Origin of the sequence: Halotia branconii CENA392, from assembly GCF_029953635.1 — a bacterium.
Classification (GTDB): domain Bacteria; phylum Cyanobacteriota; class Cyanobacteriia; order Cyanobacteriales; family Nostocaceae; genus Halotia; species Halotia branconii.
In genome coordinates this window covers 1589321-1604377 of the sequence record NZ_CP124543.1, presented here as the reverse complement: position 1 = coordinate 1604377, position 15057 = coordinate 1589321, and the positions used below count along the sequence as shown (strand labels likewise).

Genomic DNA, 15057 nt, shown 5'->3' with positions numbered 1-15057 from the left:
CTGTATAAGTTAAAACTTTATTGATCTTGAATGTAAGACTTATTATTTTTAATACAATTACTTGCCTTTTGCAGTTCGATACCTAAATAACCAGTATGTTCTGGTTGAATCGCTGGAGAGGTAGCACAAATCTCTCTGAGTAAGTTGAGGGGGTTTTTCCCACGGTAAGACTTAATTACCTCACCACTACCAGGGGTTGTATGGGTAACGACTATCTCTTTACCATCAACATCAATTAAGAAATTACCAGAAGGGTCATAATAGCTTCGTTGATTAAAAATAGCAGCGTATTGATTTGTAATTAACCTTTCTGCATTATCCCAAGTATCATCATAAATATGAGCAGACTGGCTAATAGTAATTAGTGGCCCCATTTTCAAGTCATACTCAGAACGCTGATAAATTTCATTTCTAATATGTTGTTGTAAAGCCCTCAATCCCATTGCATTTGCAGGCCATGCGGCAAACATATCATTACTTCTAAGAGTCGCAGTTAGCGATAATTCACGATCAACCACTCTCAACCAAATATGATTAAGACAAGGGCTACCACCTTTTTCGTGATCTTTCACATCCCATAAATTCATCACTGCACTAGCAGCATCAATTTCTCCAATTAATTTATGAATTACTTGGTCAATTTGATCGCGTCCAAACCAGGAACGTAAACGTTGACCATAAGTATATTTCAACCCTTCTCTTAATGACGCATCATCTAAAATTTGCGAAACGTATTCTTCCAGAAAAGGACGGTCAATTGGCAAATAATTTGGCTCAGGAAAATAAAAGTCGGCAGGTTCATCAGTGACAATTGCCATTAAATCAATTAATTCTTGCCATTGCCCATCATAACCAGTTGGTCTAATTGTTCCTGTTGTCTTAATTCGATGAATGATTTTTACCCAAGTTTCAGCTATGGTTTTGCCTTCTATTCGATGTCCATAGCGTGACCCTGGTAAAACAGTTGGTTCAACCATAGACATGGGAAATTCTACAGGCATTCCCCAAGGTAAAAGCGGCTGTAATTCTGTATAAGATTTAATTAAACTAACTGCCGACTCTATTGATTTTACTTCTTTACACTCTATAGAATGACGTAGTTTGTCTAGCGTATTAATATCAATTTCAATATCAATATAACCAGGAATAGTAGAGCGAATTACCCATGCTTTGCGCCCAGTATCGCTAACAGCTTCTTCAACACCATGACGAAAAAAGTCTAGTAAGCACTCTCCAGCACCAGCGTTCTTGTCTTCTTTTGTAGCGTTGAGAACAACCAAAAAATGGACGTGCGGATTAAACAGCAAATTGCGAACTAGTAAGTTTATTCCCCTTGTGGGCGAATAAAGTTGCCCAATTACAGCATAATCTTCGACTTGCAGATGTTTAGCGATCGCCTGCTTGACTGTCCATCCTGTAATTACTGCCGTCTGACCTAGCCCATAAATAAGCTGGTTAGGCTTGTGCAGTGCTTTGTACTCGAATTGGGTTGCCTTACCCGTTGCTGTCATGATTGGCCACAAGTCAAAAAATAAAAGCCTCCTATTATATCATTAAATCTCAAGTAGCGCTAGTTTTACAGTAATGATTAGGTAACTGTCGATGAAACCAAAAGCCCATACTTACTGATGATGCAGTAAGTATGGATAGTTCACCAAAGAATTTAGAAATTCATTTCGGCAGCTTGGACTTTCTCAACTTGTTTCTTCTTCAGTACCAGCATCACTTGAGCTAACATTACTAGAGCAACGAACGCGACCATCCATCCCACTCGACTGGCATCTTGCAACACGATTTCTGCATCTTGTTGACCAAATCCGCCGACGTTGGGATTGTTGGTTAAAGCGTCACCAGCATTCACTGCTTGCCCTTCAGAAACAATCAACTCTGGGCCTAAAGGAATAGTATCAGCAACAACTTCACCAGACTCAGTTTTGATGTTCACTGTATATTTGACGTTACCGTCTGCGTCTTCATCTTTGGCAATTTTGCTAATCGTGCCAGCAGCGGAAGCGCTGTAAACTGAGTTATTGCTCTTTTCACCAGTAGGATAAACTTGTCCGCGTCCTCGATTAGCACCCAAATGAACCGCATATTTACCAAAGTGGATGTTTTTGTCGGTTGCGGGGTTAGGAGAAAGAACAGGGAAGACAATTTCTTGATACTGTTCACCAGGTAGAGGCCCGACGATGACGACGTTTTCTTTATCTTCGCTGTAGTTTTGGAAGTAAGTGTCGCCGACTTCTTCTTTCAGTTCTTCAGAAATGCGGTCTTCAGGAGCAATCTTGAAGCCGTCAGGTAACATTAATACAGCACCAACATTCAAACCAACTAAAGAACCATCAGCACCCACCTGTTGGACGTTGGTGTCGTAGGGGATTTTTACTACAGCTTTAAACACAGTGTCAGGTAGTACCGCTTGAGGAACTTCCACTTCTGCTGGTTTGGCTGCTAGGTGACAGTTGGCGCAAACAATTCGTCCGGTCGGTTCACGAGGAGTTTCGGGATAGGTTTGCTGTGCCCAAAAAGGATAAGCAGCAGCAGATTGAGGAAGAATTAGATCGCTGGTGAAGAAAAAAGTCACAGTAGCGATCGCTATTAGCAATGTTTTGACTATTGCTTTAGCACTGCGAGTTAAACTCGCTATTGAACAAGCATTTCTCATCTCTATAAGGATAAGGACAACGATTCTCTGATGAATTAGTCAAGGGTCATTGGTCATTGGTCATTAATCCTGATTAGAGGACAAATAACTAAGGACAAAAAACAAAAATCATTAAGCCCACCAAGGGTCTTCACCTGTGCGGAAGTCGGTTTCTGTCCAAGGAGTTAAGACGATTTTGTCGTCGTTTACTTGGGCATGGGCTAAAGCTAAAGACAGTGGCGCAGGACCTCGAACAACCTTACCAGTTGCATCGTATTGGGAACCGTGACAAGGGCATTTAAACTTGTTCTCAGCTACGTTCCAGGGAACTACACAACCTAAATGAGTGCAGATAGCATTAATACCATAATCAGCAATGGCTTCTTTGCTTTCCACCACAATATAGGTGGGGTCGCCTTTTAGTCCTTGAACTAGGGTGCGATCGCCTACATTATGGCCTTCTAGAAAGTTACTGACATTAACATCGTTGCCCAGTTCGTCCTTTGCCGTTGTCCCGCCTCCAGCGCCACCGCTAGCAGGTGGAATAAAGTAGTTAACAACGGGATACAATGCACCCAGAGCCACTCCCGTAACAGTGCCAAAAGTGAGCAGATTCATGAACTGACGACGACCCATATCGGGCACGTCCATTGATTCAGAAAATTGAGCCATAATCTACGCGCTTTTTGTGTATTTTGTTAAGCATTTTGACAAGAGTATCAGTACTTAATCAACCCCTGTCTGACTTGAAATGCTAACGCCTACAAAGATGCCATATTTCTTTATTCCAAGATATTTTTAGCATCCTTTTTGTTAGCATTACATTTCTTTATATCCCTATCATACTTGAGTTACGGAACTTAACATCATAACTAAATGTAAAATCTAATTGAGAAAAACTATGACAGGACAGGAATTACGCCAACTGTTACTTGATAAGTGGGGATATTCTTATGATGTCCAGTTTCGGCGGACACAGGGGAAAATTTTTCTCCAAATAATGTGGAAGTACTTAGAACAAGCTTCTTTTCCTTTGAGTGAGGCAGAATACCAAGAGCATCTAGATAGTATTGCTAATTATCTCCATGCCCTTGGTGGGACAGCACAAGTACAAACATTTATTAATCAAACACGCGATCGCCCCCGACTCGGCAAAGCTGTCAGCATACCTCTAGATTTGGGCGAACGTTCTTCAGAATGGATTATTTAAGGGGGCATGGGGCATGGGGTACTTGTACTGAGCGTAGCCGAAGTATGGGGCATCTTTTCGGGAATGAAAAATGACATCGAATCAATTTTTAATTTTTAATTTTTAATTTTTAATTTTTAATTGAGCAAGGTTAGTGTTTCTAAATCTAAATTTGATGCTACTTGGGCGAGTTTATCTAAATCATCTAGGTTATCTAAATAAGGTAAACAGCCTAAAACAGGTGTATTTGTTAACGATTGAATTAAATCTGCTGGTGTCCAGTTGGCTATTTCGTCATCGGAACGGGGTTGTATGCAGTTTAGTACAATGCCTTTGAGATTTATCTTTTTTTGTCTCGCTAATGCTACATTTGCTACTGCTTGAGCGATCGCTCCCAATTTGACTGGTACTACTAATACTGTCGGTAAACGCCATTCTGCGGCTAAATCGGCTACCGTTAATTCCTCAGTTACTGGTGAACCTAAACCCCCCAAAGCTTCTATAAGAACAAAATCACGACGCTTTTGCAGTTCTGATAAAGCTTGCCAAACCACAGCTAAATCGACTCGGCGATTTTCCTTAGCTGCGGCAACTGGAGGCGCTAGAGGTGCTTGAAAGTACAAAGGTGTAATTTCTTCAGCCGATTGATTGAGAGAAAATAGTCTTTGATACCATTCGCGATCGCCAATTCCCGATTGAATTGGTTTCATGATTCCCCAGCTACGCTGCGGGTAATATTTTTGATAATAGGCTGCCAATGCAGTTGTCAAAACAGTTTTGCCAGCTTCCGTATCAGTGCCAGTAATTAGTAGTGATTTTAACAATTTCTTTTAAACAAGATAATTTTACTGAAGTAATACCATTTCACAAAAACCAATAATCAAATCCACTCTCCCTGCCTCCCCTGGTCACCTAGCGTGTACACACAAGTCTTTTAGAGTTGCTGTGTAACGTCAGGTGGGTTAATTTTTGCAGGCCAGTACAATCGCATTGTTAGTCGAGACATTGGCATTGTCAGCCGATACAATCGCATTGTTAGTCGAGACATTGGCATTGTCAGCCGATACAATCGCATTGTTAGTCGAGACATTGGCATTGTCAGCCGATACAATCGCATTGTTAGTCGAGACATTGGCACTGTCAGCCGATACAATCGCATTGTTAGTCAATGGGGCAGTTTTAGATGACTTGTGTGTACACCTTAGCCCCTGGTCACTGAGCGAACTTGTGCTGAATTTCGACACTTCGACAGGCTCAGTGCAATGCTGCGCGGCAATCGAGTTTCGACTGCGCTCAACTGCCGCGAAGTCGAAACTCGATTGCCGCGTAGTCGAAGTAGCCGAAGTGCTGCTCCTCTGCCCCTAAAGCTAAGGCGAACTATTTGGATCAGGAACTGAATCTAAGGTGCTGTCATTAGGTAGGTTGTTATTTTCTCCGCCAAAAGTTGGGAATTGTGTAGGTGTCTCTATTGGTGTTGGTATTGGTGTTGAGATTTCTGGAAATGTTGGGGTTGGCGTTAATGGTTCTGTAGGTATTGGTGTTTGCGTTGGGGTTGGTGCGATCGGGTTTTCTAGTGCAACATTGAGGCTGTAATAGCTTTCAGTAATTTCGGGAACCAGAGTTAACTGAATAGTGTATCTACCGCTAGCTGGCAATAAACCCGTGTAGGATGTTACTTGTTGAGTTCTGTTATCAATTGGTTGTTGATTAGCATCTAAAATTGTTAGCAATACGCCGTTTGATTGGTTAATAAATGTAGTTAACTTAGCTCCTTCTTCACCAAAAAAGGTGTATTGGATAACTTGATTTGCTTTGAGAGTATCTTCAACTATGGTTGTACTATCTGGTTTAATAACCAAGCGTTTACTAGATATAACTGGTTGATCAGTAGTGGATGTGGGGGTGGGAGAAAATGTTGTGCCACCAGACACGACTGGCGAAGGAAAAGATTGTGGTGGTGCTTCATCTCCTGGTGATTTTGATTGACTGCGGATAGAACTGACCAGTGCCCATGAACCTAATCCCGCCAAAATAACTACAGCACTGCCAATTGCCCCGATTGCCAATGGACTATCTAAAATTGAACTAGAACGGCTTGGTGGAATTACGGGAGTCGATTTGTTGGGTGTAACTGGTGGTATGGGATCAAGGCGACGACCAACAGCCATTGTTTGCAGGTTGGATAATTCAGGACTAGAGATACTGGGGCGATCTAAAGATTGTAACGCTTGGGCTACATTCGCAGCACTTTGATAGCGATCGCTTGGTATTCGATGCAACATCCGATTTAAAACCTGGGCAAATTGCGGATTGACACTAACCCACCTTTGCCAATTCCAAGTGAGTTGGTTTTCATCAAATAGTTCGCTTGGCTCTTTACCAGTCAATAAAACAATTGCTGTAACTGCTAGTGCATACAAGTCACTATTGGGATAAGCTTGCCCCGCTTGCATTTGTTCACTGGGAGAGTAACCTAATTTTCCGACGGTGGTGACTGGCGCGGTACTATTTGGAGATTGCAAACGAGTTGCCAATTCTTTGACTACCCCAAAGTCAATCAACACAGGTTTACCATCACTATCTCGCAAAATAATATTTTCTGGTGAAATATCTCTGTGAATAATGCCGCGACTGTGGATATGCTCTAGTACAGGTAACAAAGAGCGCAGTAGCTGTAATACTTCTGTCTCAGTGAAAGTTTGACCAATAGCTTGGCGCTCACTTAATAAAGTCCGGTAGCTTTTACCTGCAACATAGTCTTCCACCAAAAATAAGCGCTGCTCTTGCTCAAATCGTTCTCGGAACTTAGGCACTTGTGGGTGTTCAATTTGATACAAAATAGTAGCTTCTCGTCCAAAAAGCTCCTGTGCCTTTTCCCAGTCAGAAGCTACCGTTGTTGCCGGAATCAATTCTTTGAGCGCACACAGTTCGTTAAAACGCCTCTGATCTTCTGCTAAATAGGTTCTACCAAATCCTCCTTGTCCAAGAATTTGGATTATCCGGTAACGGTTTTGCAGGACAGTGCCAACTGTAATAGGTGGTTGCATGATGGATCAGTTTAGTGTGATGGCAACTGAGAAGGAAGTCAACCCCAAGATAAGTTCCAGCGGCGACAAACAGTTACCTGCGGCAATATTCTACCCTACCCTACGGGTACACCCCCACTGTTTGGTTAACAAACTGATCTGTTGAGGCGAGCAGAGGGGCAGCGGGGCAGGGGGCGAAGAATACTAGACAGACTTATGCACAGGCTACGATTTCACCTCATCTACAAGCAAAGCATCTCCGTAAGCAGAAAAGTAGTAATCGCAAAGGCTTAGTTTTCATTATGAGTACGTAAGTCCTATAGGCAATAATTTCCTTTCTTCCCTTGGTTCAAGAGCTTATCTAAACCACATTGGGTACACCGTTAGTTAGAACTGCAAGGTTAATTTGAGAAAAATGAATTTCCATAATTTCTCCCTTATTTCTCCTGCTTCCTTGGTTTTTCTCTTTCCTCTGACTGTGAGAGTTTAGCTAGTTCGGCAGGTTATTTAAGTTTTTTGCGTGATTTACAATTACTAATATAGTTTACTTAGTTTATAATTTTTGCAGCTAAAATTATAGAGTATTTAGCTAACATTCTTATGCTTTGTAAGATATTAATTTATGAGTGTTTATACTTGATGAGTAATTGTTCAATAATTTCTCAATCTCGTGTAAATGGGTAGAAAAAACACTCTACCTCAGCAAATTACAAGGATTCGAGTTTTTGAGAGTCTCTTTGCCCAAAATATCTCAACTATGGAAATACTTCTCTAAAACTTCATGTTCATTTAAGCAATCGTATAAGTTATTTATCACAAGGACTACAAATGAGCCAATGATAATTTTATAGATAAATGTTTAAAGTTTGTATGAAAGTTTTAACAAAACTCACAGATGTTTTTTTTAGGTTACTTGAGTTCAATCTGTTAAATATCTAATGATAGGATTGCCATGAATGCACATCGAGGATCTGCTGTGCTGAGTTCTGCAACTTTAAAAATGCAGCCAGTTGCAACAGGACTGACTGAAAATCAACGCCTGCGGCTATTTTCTGGCTCTGCCAATTTACAACTGTCTCAAGAAGTTGCTCGTTATCTGGGCATGGACTTGGGACCAATGATTCGTAAAAGATTTGCGGATGGAGAACTTTATGTTCAAATCCAAGAATCGATTCGGGGTTGTGATGTCTATTTAATCCAGCCATCTTGTCAACCCGTAAACGATCACTTAATGGAATTGCTGATTATGGTTGATGCCTGTCGTCGGGCTTCGGCGCGACAAATCACCGCAGTAGTTCCCTATTACGGCTATGCTCGTGCTGACAGAAAAACAGCAGGACGGGAGTCAATCACTGCTAAGCTGGTGGCTAACCTGATTACTAAAGCAGGCGCTAGCCGCGTTCTAGCAATGGATTTGCACTCGGCTCAAATTCAAGGCTATTTCGATATACCCTTTGATCATGTTTATGGTTCGCCAGTATTGCTCGACTATTTAGTGAGTAAACAACTTTCTGACATTGTGGTTGTTTCTCCCGATGTCGGCGGTGTCGCGCGAGCTAGGGCATTTGCGAAAAAGCTAGATGATGCTCCACTAGCGATTATTGATAAACGTCGTCAAGCTCACAATGTCGCTGAAGTCTTGAATGTTATCGGTGACGTTAAGGGCAAAACTGCAATTTTAGTGGATGACATGATCGACACTGGTGGCACAATTGCCGAAGGAGCGCGGTTGCTACGCGAAGAAGGAGCTAGTCGGGTATATGCCTGTGCAACTCATGCAGTTTTTTCTCCACCTGCAATTGAGCGTTTGTCTAGTGGCTTATTTGAAGAAGTCATTGTGACAAACACAATTCCTATAGCAGAAACCAGTCGATTTCCCCAATTAGTGGTGCTTTCAGTAGCTAATCTGTTAGGGGAGACTATCTGGCGGATTCATGAAGATACCTCAGTTAGTAGCATGTTCCGCTAAAAATGAAAACACTGTTATTCCTGCTATAGTCTTGCAAAAACAAGTATGAAGTATGAAAAATTTCATACTTCATTTTTTATTAATTACGAATCATCCTTCAAGAAGCTCTCAAGCAATTAAGTTATTACCCAAAAGGCTATAACTGTACACCATATTTGGTCGCAATTTGAGTAAATTTCTCACATTGCTCTTGTGATGCCTGAGTGATGATGGTTTCTGCTTGTTGTGGAGTATTACCTTCTTTAGGAATTAAATACTTGACATAAAGCGAGACAAAATCGGCTACGATCGCCAAACCTGATAAACCATGCTGATCAGCTTCCTTGCCAGCGATCGCTGCAACAAGACCTGCTTTAATTGGATCTGGTTTAACTTTCATGAACTGATCAACAAGTTTTGGGATGTAGTCTGCTGGTGGTAAGTTATTCAACTTACTTGTATCTGGAGTAAAGTTACATCCTGCTAATTTTGATTGCTCTAAAACACACCATTCTATAAATTCTTGTAGTGCTGCTTCAGGAAGACGAGAAAGATATTTGTGTAGCGCTATATCAGACACAAGCTTACCGTGTAAATTTCTGTTTGGTTGGAGGGCATTAAGGCAAGCCTAACGCACTGTTTATAGAAGTTTTAGTGTGTTACGCTACGGCTTTTGCAGAAATATTTCAATCTTGAGACATTACAAATAAAAATTATCTTTGGTAAAAGCGATCGCTCTTTATTATTGTGTTGATGAGAAACAATTGGCGATCGCAACTGCACAGCAGCGAGTTCTTATTGCAGACTATTTGGGTAAAAAGATGTTTAGCGACAAGCTGCTGCGCGTCTACGTACAACATGTAAAGGTTAAGTTAGTGTTGTCTGACCGTGGAAACAGGGGCAAACTATAAAATAAGTATAGATATACGACTTATTTATGAAACCTGTTTTACACAAAGGGCAACTAACCAAGTGGAAAGATGATCGGGGATTTGGTTTTATACAACCCGCTAATGGTAGCCAAGAAGTCTTTGTTCACATCACAGCATTTAAACACCTTAACCGTCGTCCCCAAGTTGGTGATTTTATTTATTATCAACTCACAGTTGATAAAGACGGCAAGGCACGCGCGTGTAATGCTTCAATGGAGAAAATTATATCAAAACCTATACTTCAGCCCTCGTCTTCTACTACACCGATAGAGTTTAAATATAAGCCTATAGCGAAATTTTCATCATTAGTGTTAGAGACATTTTTTCTATCTCTACTACCTGGGTTGGGTTCAATCCATTTTGCAATAACTGTTAGTAACCCAATTCCTTTAATCCTTTATCCGGTTATGAGTTTAATTACCTTTGCACTTTACGCCAGCGACAAATCTCGTGCAAAACAAAAGCGATGGAGAGTATCAGAAAAGACTTTACATTTATGCGAATTTATAGGTGGTTGGTTAGGTGCGTTTGTTGCTCAACGGAAATTACATCACAAAAGTAGTAAAGTTTCTTATCAAGTTGTATTTTGGATGATAGTAATTCTTCATATTGTATTTTGGTTAGTGTGGCTACTTTTTAGTAGAGCGTTGATAAATCTATTTCAATTGAGTTAGCTGATCACTCGTCACCCTATTTTGACCATTACTTGTCCTATTTCTTGAGGCGTTGCACCTGTTGCTAACATTGCACGTATTAAAAGTTCAATAGAAACCGAAACATCACTATTCTTAGCTTTGGCAATACGAGGCTGACTAGAGTGAATTTTCCCTGTTGCGTCATCAATTTTTGTCGCCGTTCTTTGAGGTTGCGACTGAGTTGCCTGTAGTCATTCTGTGCGATCGCTTTTAGCCAAAAATATCAAATTATACTAGTAGTTAGTGGCGCTGTATTAGCAGAACAATAAGTTACGCCCCACCAAGGCGATCGCTCTTCTCAAAGTACTTAACCATGTCTAAGCTATGATTAAGGGCAAAACTGAGAAATTTAGTGTATGCAAACTATTACTGACATTGGCACATTAATTATTCGCACACCTGGAACTCTTAACGGTCGTCCTCGCATTGCAGGAACCAGAATATCTGTACAAAGAATTGCCGCTTGGTACAAAATGGGTTTGAATGCAGAAGAAATTGTCGAACGCATGGGTAATTTAGCATTAGTACAAGTGTATGCAGCCTTGACTTACTATCATGCTAATCGAGAAGAAGTTGAAGCATATCTTTCTGTGGAAAAGTCCAACTATGAACAACTTGCTGCCCAGATGGGTTAGTTAGTATGAGCGAAATACGATTGTTAATCGATGAAGATGCGATGGATCATCGATTCGTAGGAGCATTAAGAGCAAGAGGGGTAGATGTTACAACTGTCGGGAATTAAGTACAACTGGTTTTAATGATGAAAAACAGTTAACTATCGTTACACAACAGCAAAGAGTATTTTACACATTTAATGTTAGTGATTTGTGTCAGTTACACAGTCTCTACATTACCGAGAAAAGAACTCATTCAGGTATTATTATTTCGGCGCAAGATTATTCAGTTGGTGAGCAGATGCGTCGCATTTGGAAAAAGGATGTAGCTTAATGTCAATTGTTATTACCCTTACCCCAGAACTAGAAGCATTACTACGTGATAAAGCTGCTCGCCAAGGTCAAGATATTAGTCTTGTTGCATCTGAGTTACTAGCCAGTGTTCTAAAGTGGGAAGCGCAAGAATCACAAGAGGCTGTAAAGGGTATTCAACAAGGATTAGATGATTTTGATGCAGGTCGTTTTCGGTTTTTTCATGAGTTTGCTGAAGAACAGCGCCGCAAGTATAGTTTGCCATCGGATTCATGAAATATCACATCGAAATGTCCAGTGTGGCTGAATCTGAAGCAGACAGTGCTTTTCTAAGACTATCCCAACTCACATCCTCCTCACAGGCAAGTCAATGGTATGCAGGATTACTCCAAGCAATTGATTCCTTGTCCCAAATGCCGAAATGTTGTCCTTTAGCACGAGATAACGAGTATTTCACTCAAGAGATTCGACAACTACTTTATGGTCGAGGACGCAATTCTTCCCGAATCCTTTTTACTATTTTGGAAGGGACAGAAGTCTTTACAGTGCGTATTCTGTACATCCGTCATTCTGTACAGCAAATTTTTGGTGAAAATCCAGAGGAAACTGACTAACTAAATTAAGTTGTTAAAGCGATCGCCTGTGCTGGTTCTGTACAATGCTTCTAGTTAGAAGGCTGCGATACCTGCGGACGGTTACACCCACGCAATTGCAGCAAAGATAAAAATTTTGCTAACTTAATTAACCCTTGTGCTTCCCGTCGGTTAAGTTGAAAGTGAGTTAAATCTATAAGTATTTCAACAACTTTAGCTATATAAAGTATGGCTATTAAACTTGCAACTAGCGATCGCCTGTGCTGGTTTTTGTGTGCGATCGCTCTAATTTTTTAGACTCCTATCAAGAATGTCAGATCCAGTAAGCTGTAAGTAGTGCTAGTTGGAGAAACGGAGCGCAAAAAATGACCCTCACTGAGCTACTTCCTGCTGTTCGTAAACTCTCTGTATCAGAAAAACTTAAGCTAATTCGTATCTTAGCGGAAGAATTGGACATCAAAGAAGAGATTTCGCCTCTTGAACCATTTAAGACATACGATTTACCTACACCCTACAATTCGTTTGGTGCAGGTGAAATTCTGATGCAAGCTTTAAAACAAGCAGAATAAGTCTGACCAAATGCGATTCAAATACTCTACCACTAACCCTTCCCAAAATGAGTTTGATAGTTTGCCACGGATTCCTTTACGTCTTTGTCAGGGCAATAGAACTGTTGAAGTTCTTGGACTGGTGGACAGTGGCGCAACTGTAAATGTTTTGCCTTATGAAATTGGTATTGAGTTAGGTGCAATTTGGGATGACAGTAAGGCGATTATTCAATTAGCAGGTAACTTGAGCAATTTTCCAGCAATGCCATTTTTTGCAACTGCTGAGATTAGTGGTTTTGCACCAGTTCAATTAGTGTTGACTTGGGTAAAAAGAGCGAAGACACCGTTAATTTTAGGACAGACTAACTTTTTCCTTGAGTTTGATGTGTGTTTCTACCGTTCCAAACTTGAATTTGAGATTCAGTCAAAGTCTGAGTGAACAGCCAAACTTAGCTCTTGCAAGATTGTCTAATCGCCTGTGCTGGTTTTTGTGTGCGATCGCTTCTAGCAAAAAATATCAAACTATATTAGTAGCTAGTTAGGTTGTATCCCACATTCCGCAGGTTAGTTAAGAAAGAAAATAATATTTTCGACAAAAAGCACCAAAAAACTGGAGAATCCATTGCCTTTCATTAGTTAAATTGGCAATTTGCTTTATTTGAGCAACAGCAACCAAATAAAAAACTTCACCCACAAGGGGATGTAGTTTTTGGGCTTATGGAACAGGAAATGGGGGAGGCAGTGCGGTCTTGGGGAGCCACTGCGGTCTTGGGGTCTCCCCAAGTGGAGCAAGTGGAGCAAGTGGCGTGGTTTCCCCTATGAGCAACTGCCGTCATAGGGAAGAAGTTACCAATGCCCTATTCCATAAGCCCCAAGCGACGGGATGTCCACTGAGCGAACTTGTGCTGAGTTTAGCCTGAGCGTAGCCGAAGTAGTCGAAGTGCGACTATCCCTCTCCACCCACTCTTGGGTTGGTCTTGGGTTGGAGTTTCCCGTCGCTTAAACACCCCTGGATGACTATCACCAAGCTAAATATGATTGATTGTGGACTAAAAATAAATTTTTAATCCACAGTCCCGCAATAACCCTTTACGTATTGGTAATTAATTTAACCTTTAACAAGTTCATAAAGTATCTTTATTTACTGCTAACTAAAATTAGAGCAAAATATAAAGACAAGGAACATTCAAAAATCAAACCTATGTCGTCATTAGAGGGCAAACCATCTAAGAACAAAGCCAGTAGGCAGCAAGTAATATCTAACACTCCAGTAAATTGGGAACAAGAACACGAACGCCAACAAATATTTCAATTAATTGATAGCCTCTTGTCCTTTGAAGCTTGTTTGTACTATCAAATTATTCCCTTTAGATTAGAAGACAAGCATTTGCTACTAGGTATAGTTTATCCCCAAGATACTGGGGCGTTAGATTACGTAAGTCGCATACTGTCTTATATAAGTTGCACAATGACAACTCAAGAAGTTGCCACCGATACTCATCGCATGATACTTTCAGCTTATCTCAACTATAAAAATACATTCCGCCCAGATGCCACACAAATCAATCAACTAAAAGCTAACTTAACTTTAGAAAAGAAGGCCAATAGCATTGCCGAGAATCTGATTCACTCTGCAACCTCCCTATCAAAGCAAAATCAACAACCACAATCGACTGTAGCTCAGATACAAACCCCTCAATATTCCCAGCAAACAGCAGAGAAAGAAGAAAACTATCTTGACATAGCATCTCCTAACCAATTGAGTGTTTTACAACTGCAAGTTCCAGAACTATTCAATCCAATTGAAACACTGCCAACACTACCAGCTAAAAAATTATTAGAAGAATTACTAGGACGAGTACTAAGCGGAGGAATTGGTCGTTTATATTTGGAAAGACAACCTTACGAAGGTAGAATACTCTGGAGTGACAATGGTGTCTTGCAATCTGTGCTAGAAAATCTACCCCTCTTTGTTTTTCAAGGCGTACTTAATGAATTAAAACGATTTGCAGCTCTACCTGTTACTAGATTTACAGAACCGAAACAAGTAGAACAAGAATGCCTATATCAACAAAACCGCTTATTATTACGTCTGCGTGTAATGCCAGGAATGTATGGTGAAGAAGCTACATTACAAGTTTTGCGGGGAGCAGCATTAAAGTTTTATCAGCAACAACAGTTAGCTGGTCTCAGTCGAGATGCTTTAGGAATTTCTCAACAACTAAGCTTAAAGTTGCGCGAACTCCATCAACGATTTCTGCTTAATCCTAATCCTAAGTCTGAGCAAATAGAAGCTTTCGCTACCCTCAATCAACTAGTAGATAATTTAGACCAACAGATCAAGATAGTGACAGCAAATAACCAGTCATCGATAGACATTGAATAACAATGCTGTCAGTAAAACCGCTGATTTCGATCTGATCCATAATTGTTATGTTGTAATGAATACCAGAACTATTTGTTTGAGAGTTTTGGTTTAACTTAGAACATTTTAATGCCGTATTTATACTAATAATCGGTTTTAAAACTTATAGTAGATAACTGATTTTTCCACTC

The 15057-nt window shown here is 40.5% G+C and carries 16 protein-coding genes; 10 read left to right on the top strand and 6 right to left on the bottom strand.

All coding sequences use genetic code 11. The annotated features are described in order from the left end of the window. Nucleotides 1-17 precede the first annotated feature (17 nt). The 3 genes from QI031_RS07140 to petC form a co-directional block, all read right to left on the bottom strand. Nucleotides 18-1511 (bottom strand): thymidylate synthase, encoded by a 1494-nt coding sequence (locus QI031_RS07140; RefSeq protein WP_281484494.1) that lies wholly within the window; start codon nt 1509-1511, stop codon nt 18-20. 152 nt (nt 1512-1663) lie between these two features. After that, on the bottom strand, nt 1664-2665 hold the full coding sequence (gene petA, locus QI031_RS07135) for a cytochrome f (RefSeq protein WP_281484493.1): 1002 nt from the start codon (nt 2663-2665) through the stop codon (nt 1664-1666). 111 nt (nt 2666-2776) lie between these two features. Then, nucleotides 2777-3316, bottom strand: coding sequence for a cytochrome b6-f complex iron-sulfur subunit (gene petC, locus QI031_RS07130; protein ID WP_281484492.1), 540 nt, complete (start codon nt 3314-3316; stop codon nt 2777-2779). A gap of 229 nt (nt 3317-3545) precedes the next feature. On the opposite strand from petC, the gene QI031_RS07125 reads away from it, so the two are divergent. Next, nucleotides 3546-3854 (top strand): DUF3067 family protein, encoded by a 309-nt coding sequence (locus QI031_RS07125; RefSeq protein ID WP_281484491.1) that lies wholly within the window; start codon nt 3546-3548, stop codon nt 3852-3854. 116 nt (nt 3855-3970) lie between these two features. Here QI031_RS07125 and bioD read toward each other — a convergent pair whose 3' ends face one another. Further along, entirely contained in the window at nt 3971-4657 is a 687-nt protein-coding gene (gene bioD, locus QI031_RS07120) for a dethiobiotin synthase (RefSeq protein WP_281484490.1), read from the bottom strand. A gap of 145 nt (nt 4658-4802) precedes the next feature. Here bioD and QI031_RS07115 point away from each other — a divergent pair, with 145 nt between their 5' ends. After that, nucleotides 4803-5198, top strand: a complete 396-nt coding sequence (locus QI031_RS07115; RefSeq protein WP_281484489.1) for a hypothetical protein — start codon at nt 4803-4805, stop codon at nt 5196-5198. 2 nt (nt 5199-5200) lie between these two features. Here QI031_RS07115 and QI031_RS07110 read toward each other — a convergent pair whose 3' ends face one another. Next, complete coding sequence (locus tag QI031_RS07110; protein WP_281484488.1) at nt 5201-6880, bottom strand: protein kinase domain-containing protein; 1680 nt, start codon at nt 6878-6880, stop codon at nt 5201-5203. A 931-nt stretch (nt 6881-7811) separates the two neighbouring features. Between QI031_RS07110 and QI031_RS07105 the strand changes: the two genes are divergently transcribed. Continuing rightward, nucleotides 7812-8828, top strand: a complete 1017-nt coding sequence (locus tag QI031_RS07105; RefSeq protein WP_281484487.1) for a ribose-phosphate pyrophosphokinase — start codon at nt 7812-7814, stop codon at nt 8826-8828. Nucleotides 8829-8964: 136 nt separating this feature from the next. Here the strand turns inward: QI031_RS07105 and QI031_RS07100 are convergent, their stop codons facing one another. Beyond that, nucleotides 8965-9387: a hypothetical protein gene (locus QI031_RS07100; protein WP_281484486.1), complete on the bottom strand. Its 423-nt coding sequence runs from the start codon at nt 9385-9387 to the stop codon at nt 8965-8967. Nucleotides 9388-9744: 357 nt separating this feature from the next. On the opposite strand from QI031_RS07100, the gene QI031_RS07095 reads away from it, so the two are divergent. The 7 genes from QI031_RS07095 to QI031_RS07065 all read left to right on the top strand — a co-directional run bounded on the left by QI031_RS07095 (nt 9745) and on the right by QI031_RS07065 (nt 14887). Continuing rightward, nucleotides 9745-10413 (top strand): DUF1294 domain-containing protein, encoded by a 669-nt coding sequence (locus tag QI031_RS07095; protein WP_281484485.1) that lies wholly within the window; start codon nt 9745-9747, stop codon nt 10411-10413. Nucleotides 10414-10790: 377 nt separating this feature from the next. Beyond that, on the top strand, nt 10791-11069 hold the full coding sequence (locus tag QI031_RS07090; RefSeq protein WP_281484484.1) for a DUF433 domain-containing protein: 279 nt from the start codon (nt 10791-10793) through the stop codon (nt 11067-11069). Nucleotides 11070-11381: 312 nt separating this feature from the next. Continuing rightward, nucleotides 11382-11636 (top strand): hypothetical protein, encoded by a 255-nt coding sequence (locus QI031_RS07085; RefSeq protein ID WP_281484483.1) that lies wholly within the window; start codon nt 11382-11384, stop codon nt 11634-11636. Then, nucleotides 11633-11974, top strand: a complete 342-nt coding sequence (locus QI031_RS07080; RefSeq protein WP_281484482.1) for a type II toxin-antitoxin system RelE/ParE family toxin — start codon at nt 11633-11635, stop codon at nt 11972-11974. The genes QI031_RS07085 and QI031_RS07080 overlap by 4 nt, the downstream gene beginning before the upstream one ends. 344 nt (nt 11975-12318) lie before the next feature. Continuing rightward, on the top strand, nt 12319-12522 hold the full coding sequence (locus QI031_RS07075; RefSeq protein WP_281484481.1) for a hypothetical protein: 204 nt from the start codon (nt 12319-12321) through the stop codon (nt 12520-12522). Between the two features lie 10 nt (nt 12523-12532). Next, a complete protein-coding gene (locus QI031_RS07070) occupies nt 12533-12940 on the top strand; it encodes a hypothetical protein (RefSeq protein WP_281484480.1) in 408 nt (135 codons plus the stop codon). A gap of 762 nt (nt 12941-13702) precedes the next feature. Then, nucleotides 13703-14887, top strand: a complete 1185-nt coding sequence (locus QI031_RS07065) for a pilus assembly protein PilB (protein ID WP_281484479.1) — start codon at nt 13703-13705, stop codon at nt 14885-14887. Nucleotides 14888-15057: the final 170 nt, after the last annotated feature.

Excerpts from the sequence above, each read along its gene's own strand:
- QI031_RS07140 (WP_281484494.1), bottom strand. The coding sequence starts at position 1,511 with ATGACAGCAACGGGTAAGGCAACCCAATTCGAGTACAAAGCACTGCAC.
- petC (WP_281484492.1), bottom strand. The coding sequence starts at position 3,316 with ATGGCTCAATTTTCTGAATCAATGGACGTGCCCGATATGGGTCGTCGT.
- QI031_RS07065 (WP_281484479.1), top strand. The coding sequence starts at position 13,703 with ATGTCGTCATTAGAGGGCAAACCATCTAAGAACAAAGCCAGTAGGCAG.
- QI031_RS07110 (WP_281484488.1), bottom strand. The coding sequence starts at position 6,880 with ATGCAACCACCTATTACAGTTGGCACTGTCCTGCAAAACCGTTACCGG.
- QI031_RS07090 (WP_281484484.1), top strand. The coding sequence starts at position 10,791 with ATGCAAACTATTACTGACATTGGCACATTAATTATTCGCACACCTGGA.
- QI031_RS07105 (WP_281484487.1), top strand. The coding sequence starts at position 7,812 with ATGAATGCACATCGAGGATCTGCTGTGCTGAGTTCTGCAACTTTAAAA.
- QI031_RS07080 (WP_281484482.1), top strand. The coding sequence starts at position 11,633 with ATGAAATATCACATCGAAATGTCCAGTGTGGCTGAATCTGAAGCAGAC.
- QI031_RS07070 (WP_281484480.1), top strand. The coding sequence starts at position 12,533 with ATGCGATTCAAATACTCTACCACTAACCCTTCCCAAAATGAGTTTGAT.
- petA (WP_281484493.1), bottom strand. The coding sequence starts at position 2,665 with ATGAGAAATGCTTGTTCAATAGCGAGTTTAACTCGCAGTGCTAAAGCA.
- QI031_RS07125 (WP_281484491.1), top strand. The coding sequence starts at position 3,546 with ATGACAGGACAGGAATTACGCCAACTGTTACTTGATAAGTGGGGATAT.
- QI031_RS07075 (WP_281484481.1), top strand. The coding sequence starts at position 12,319 with ATGACCCTCACTGAGCTACTTCCTGCTGTTCGTAAACTCTCTGTATCA.
- QI031_RS07085 (WP_281484483.1), top strand. The coding sequence starts at position 11,382 with ATGTCAATTGTTATTACCCTTACCCCAGAACTAGAAGCATTACTACGT.
- QI031_RS07095 (WP_281484485.1), top strand. The coding sequence starts at position 9,745 with ATGAAACCTGTTTTACACAAAGGGCAACTAACCAAGTGGAAAGATGAT.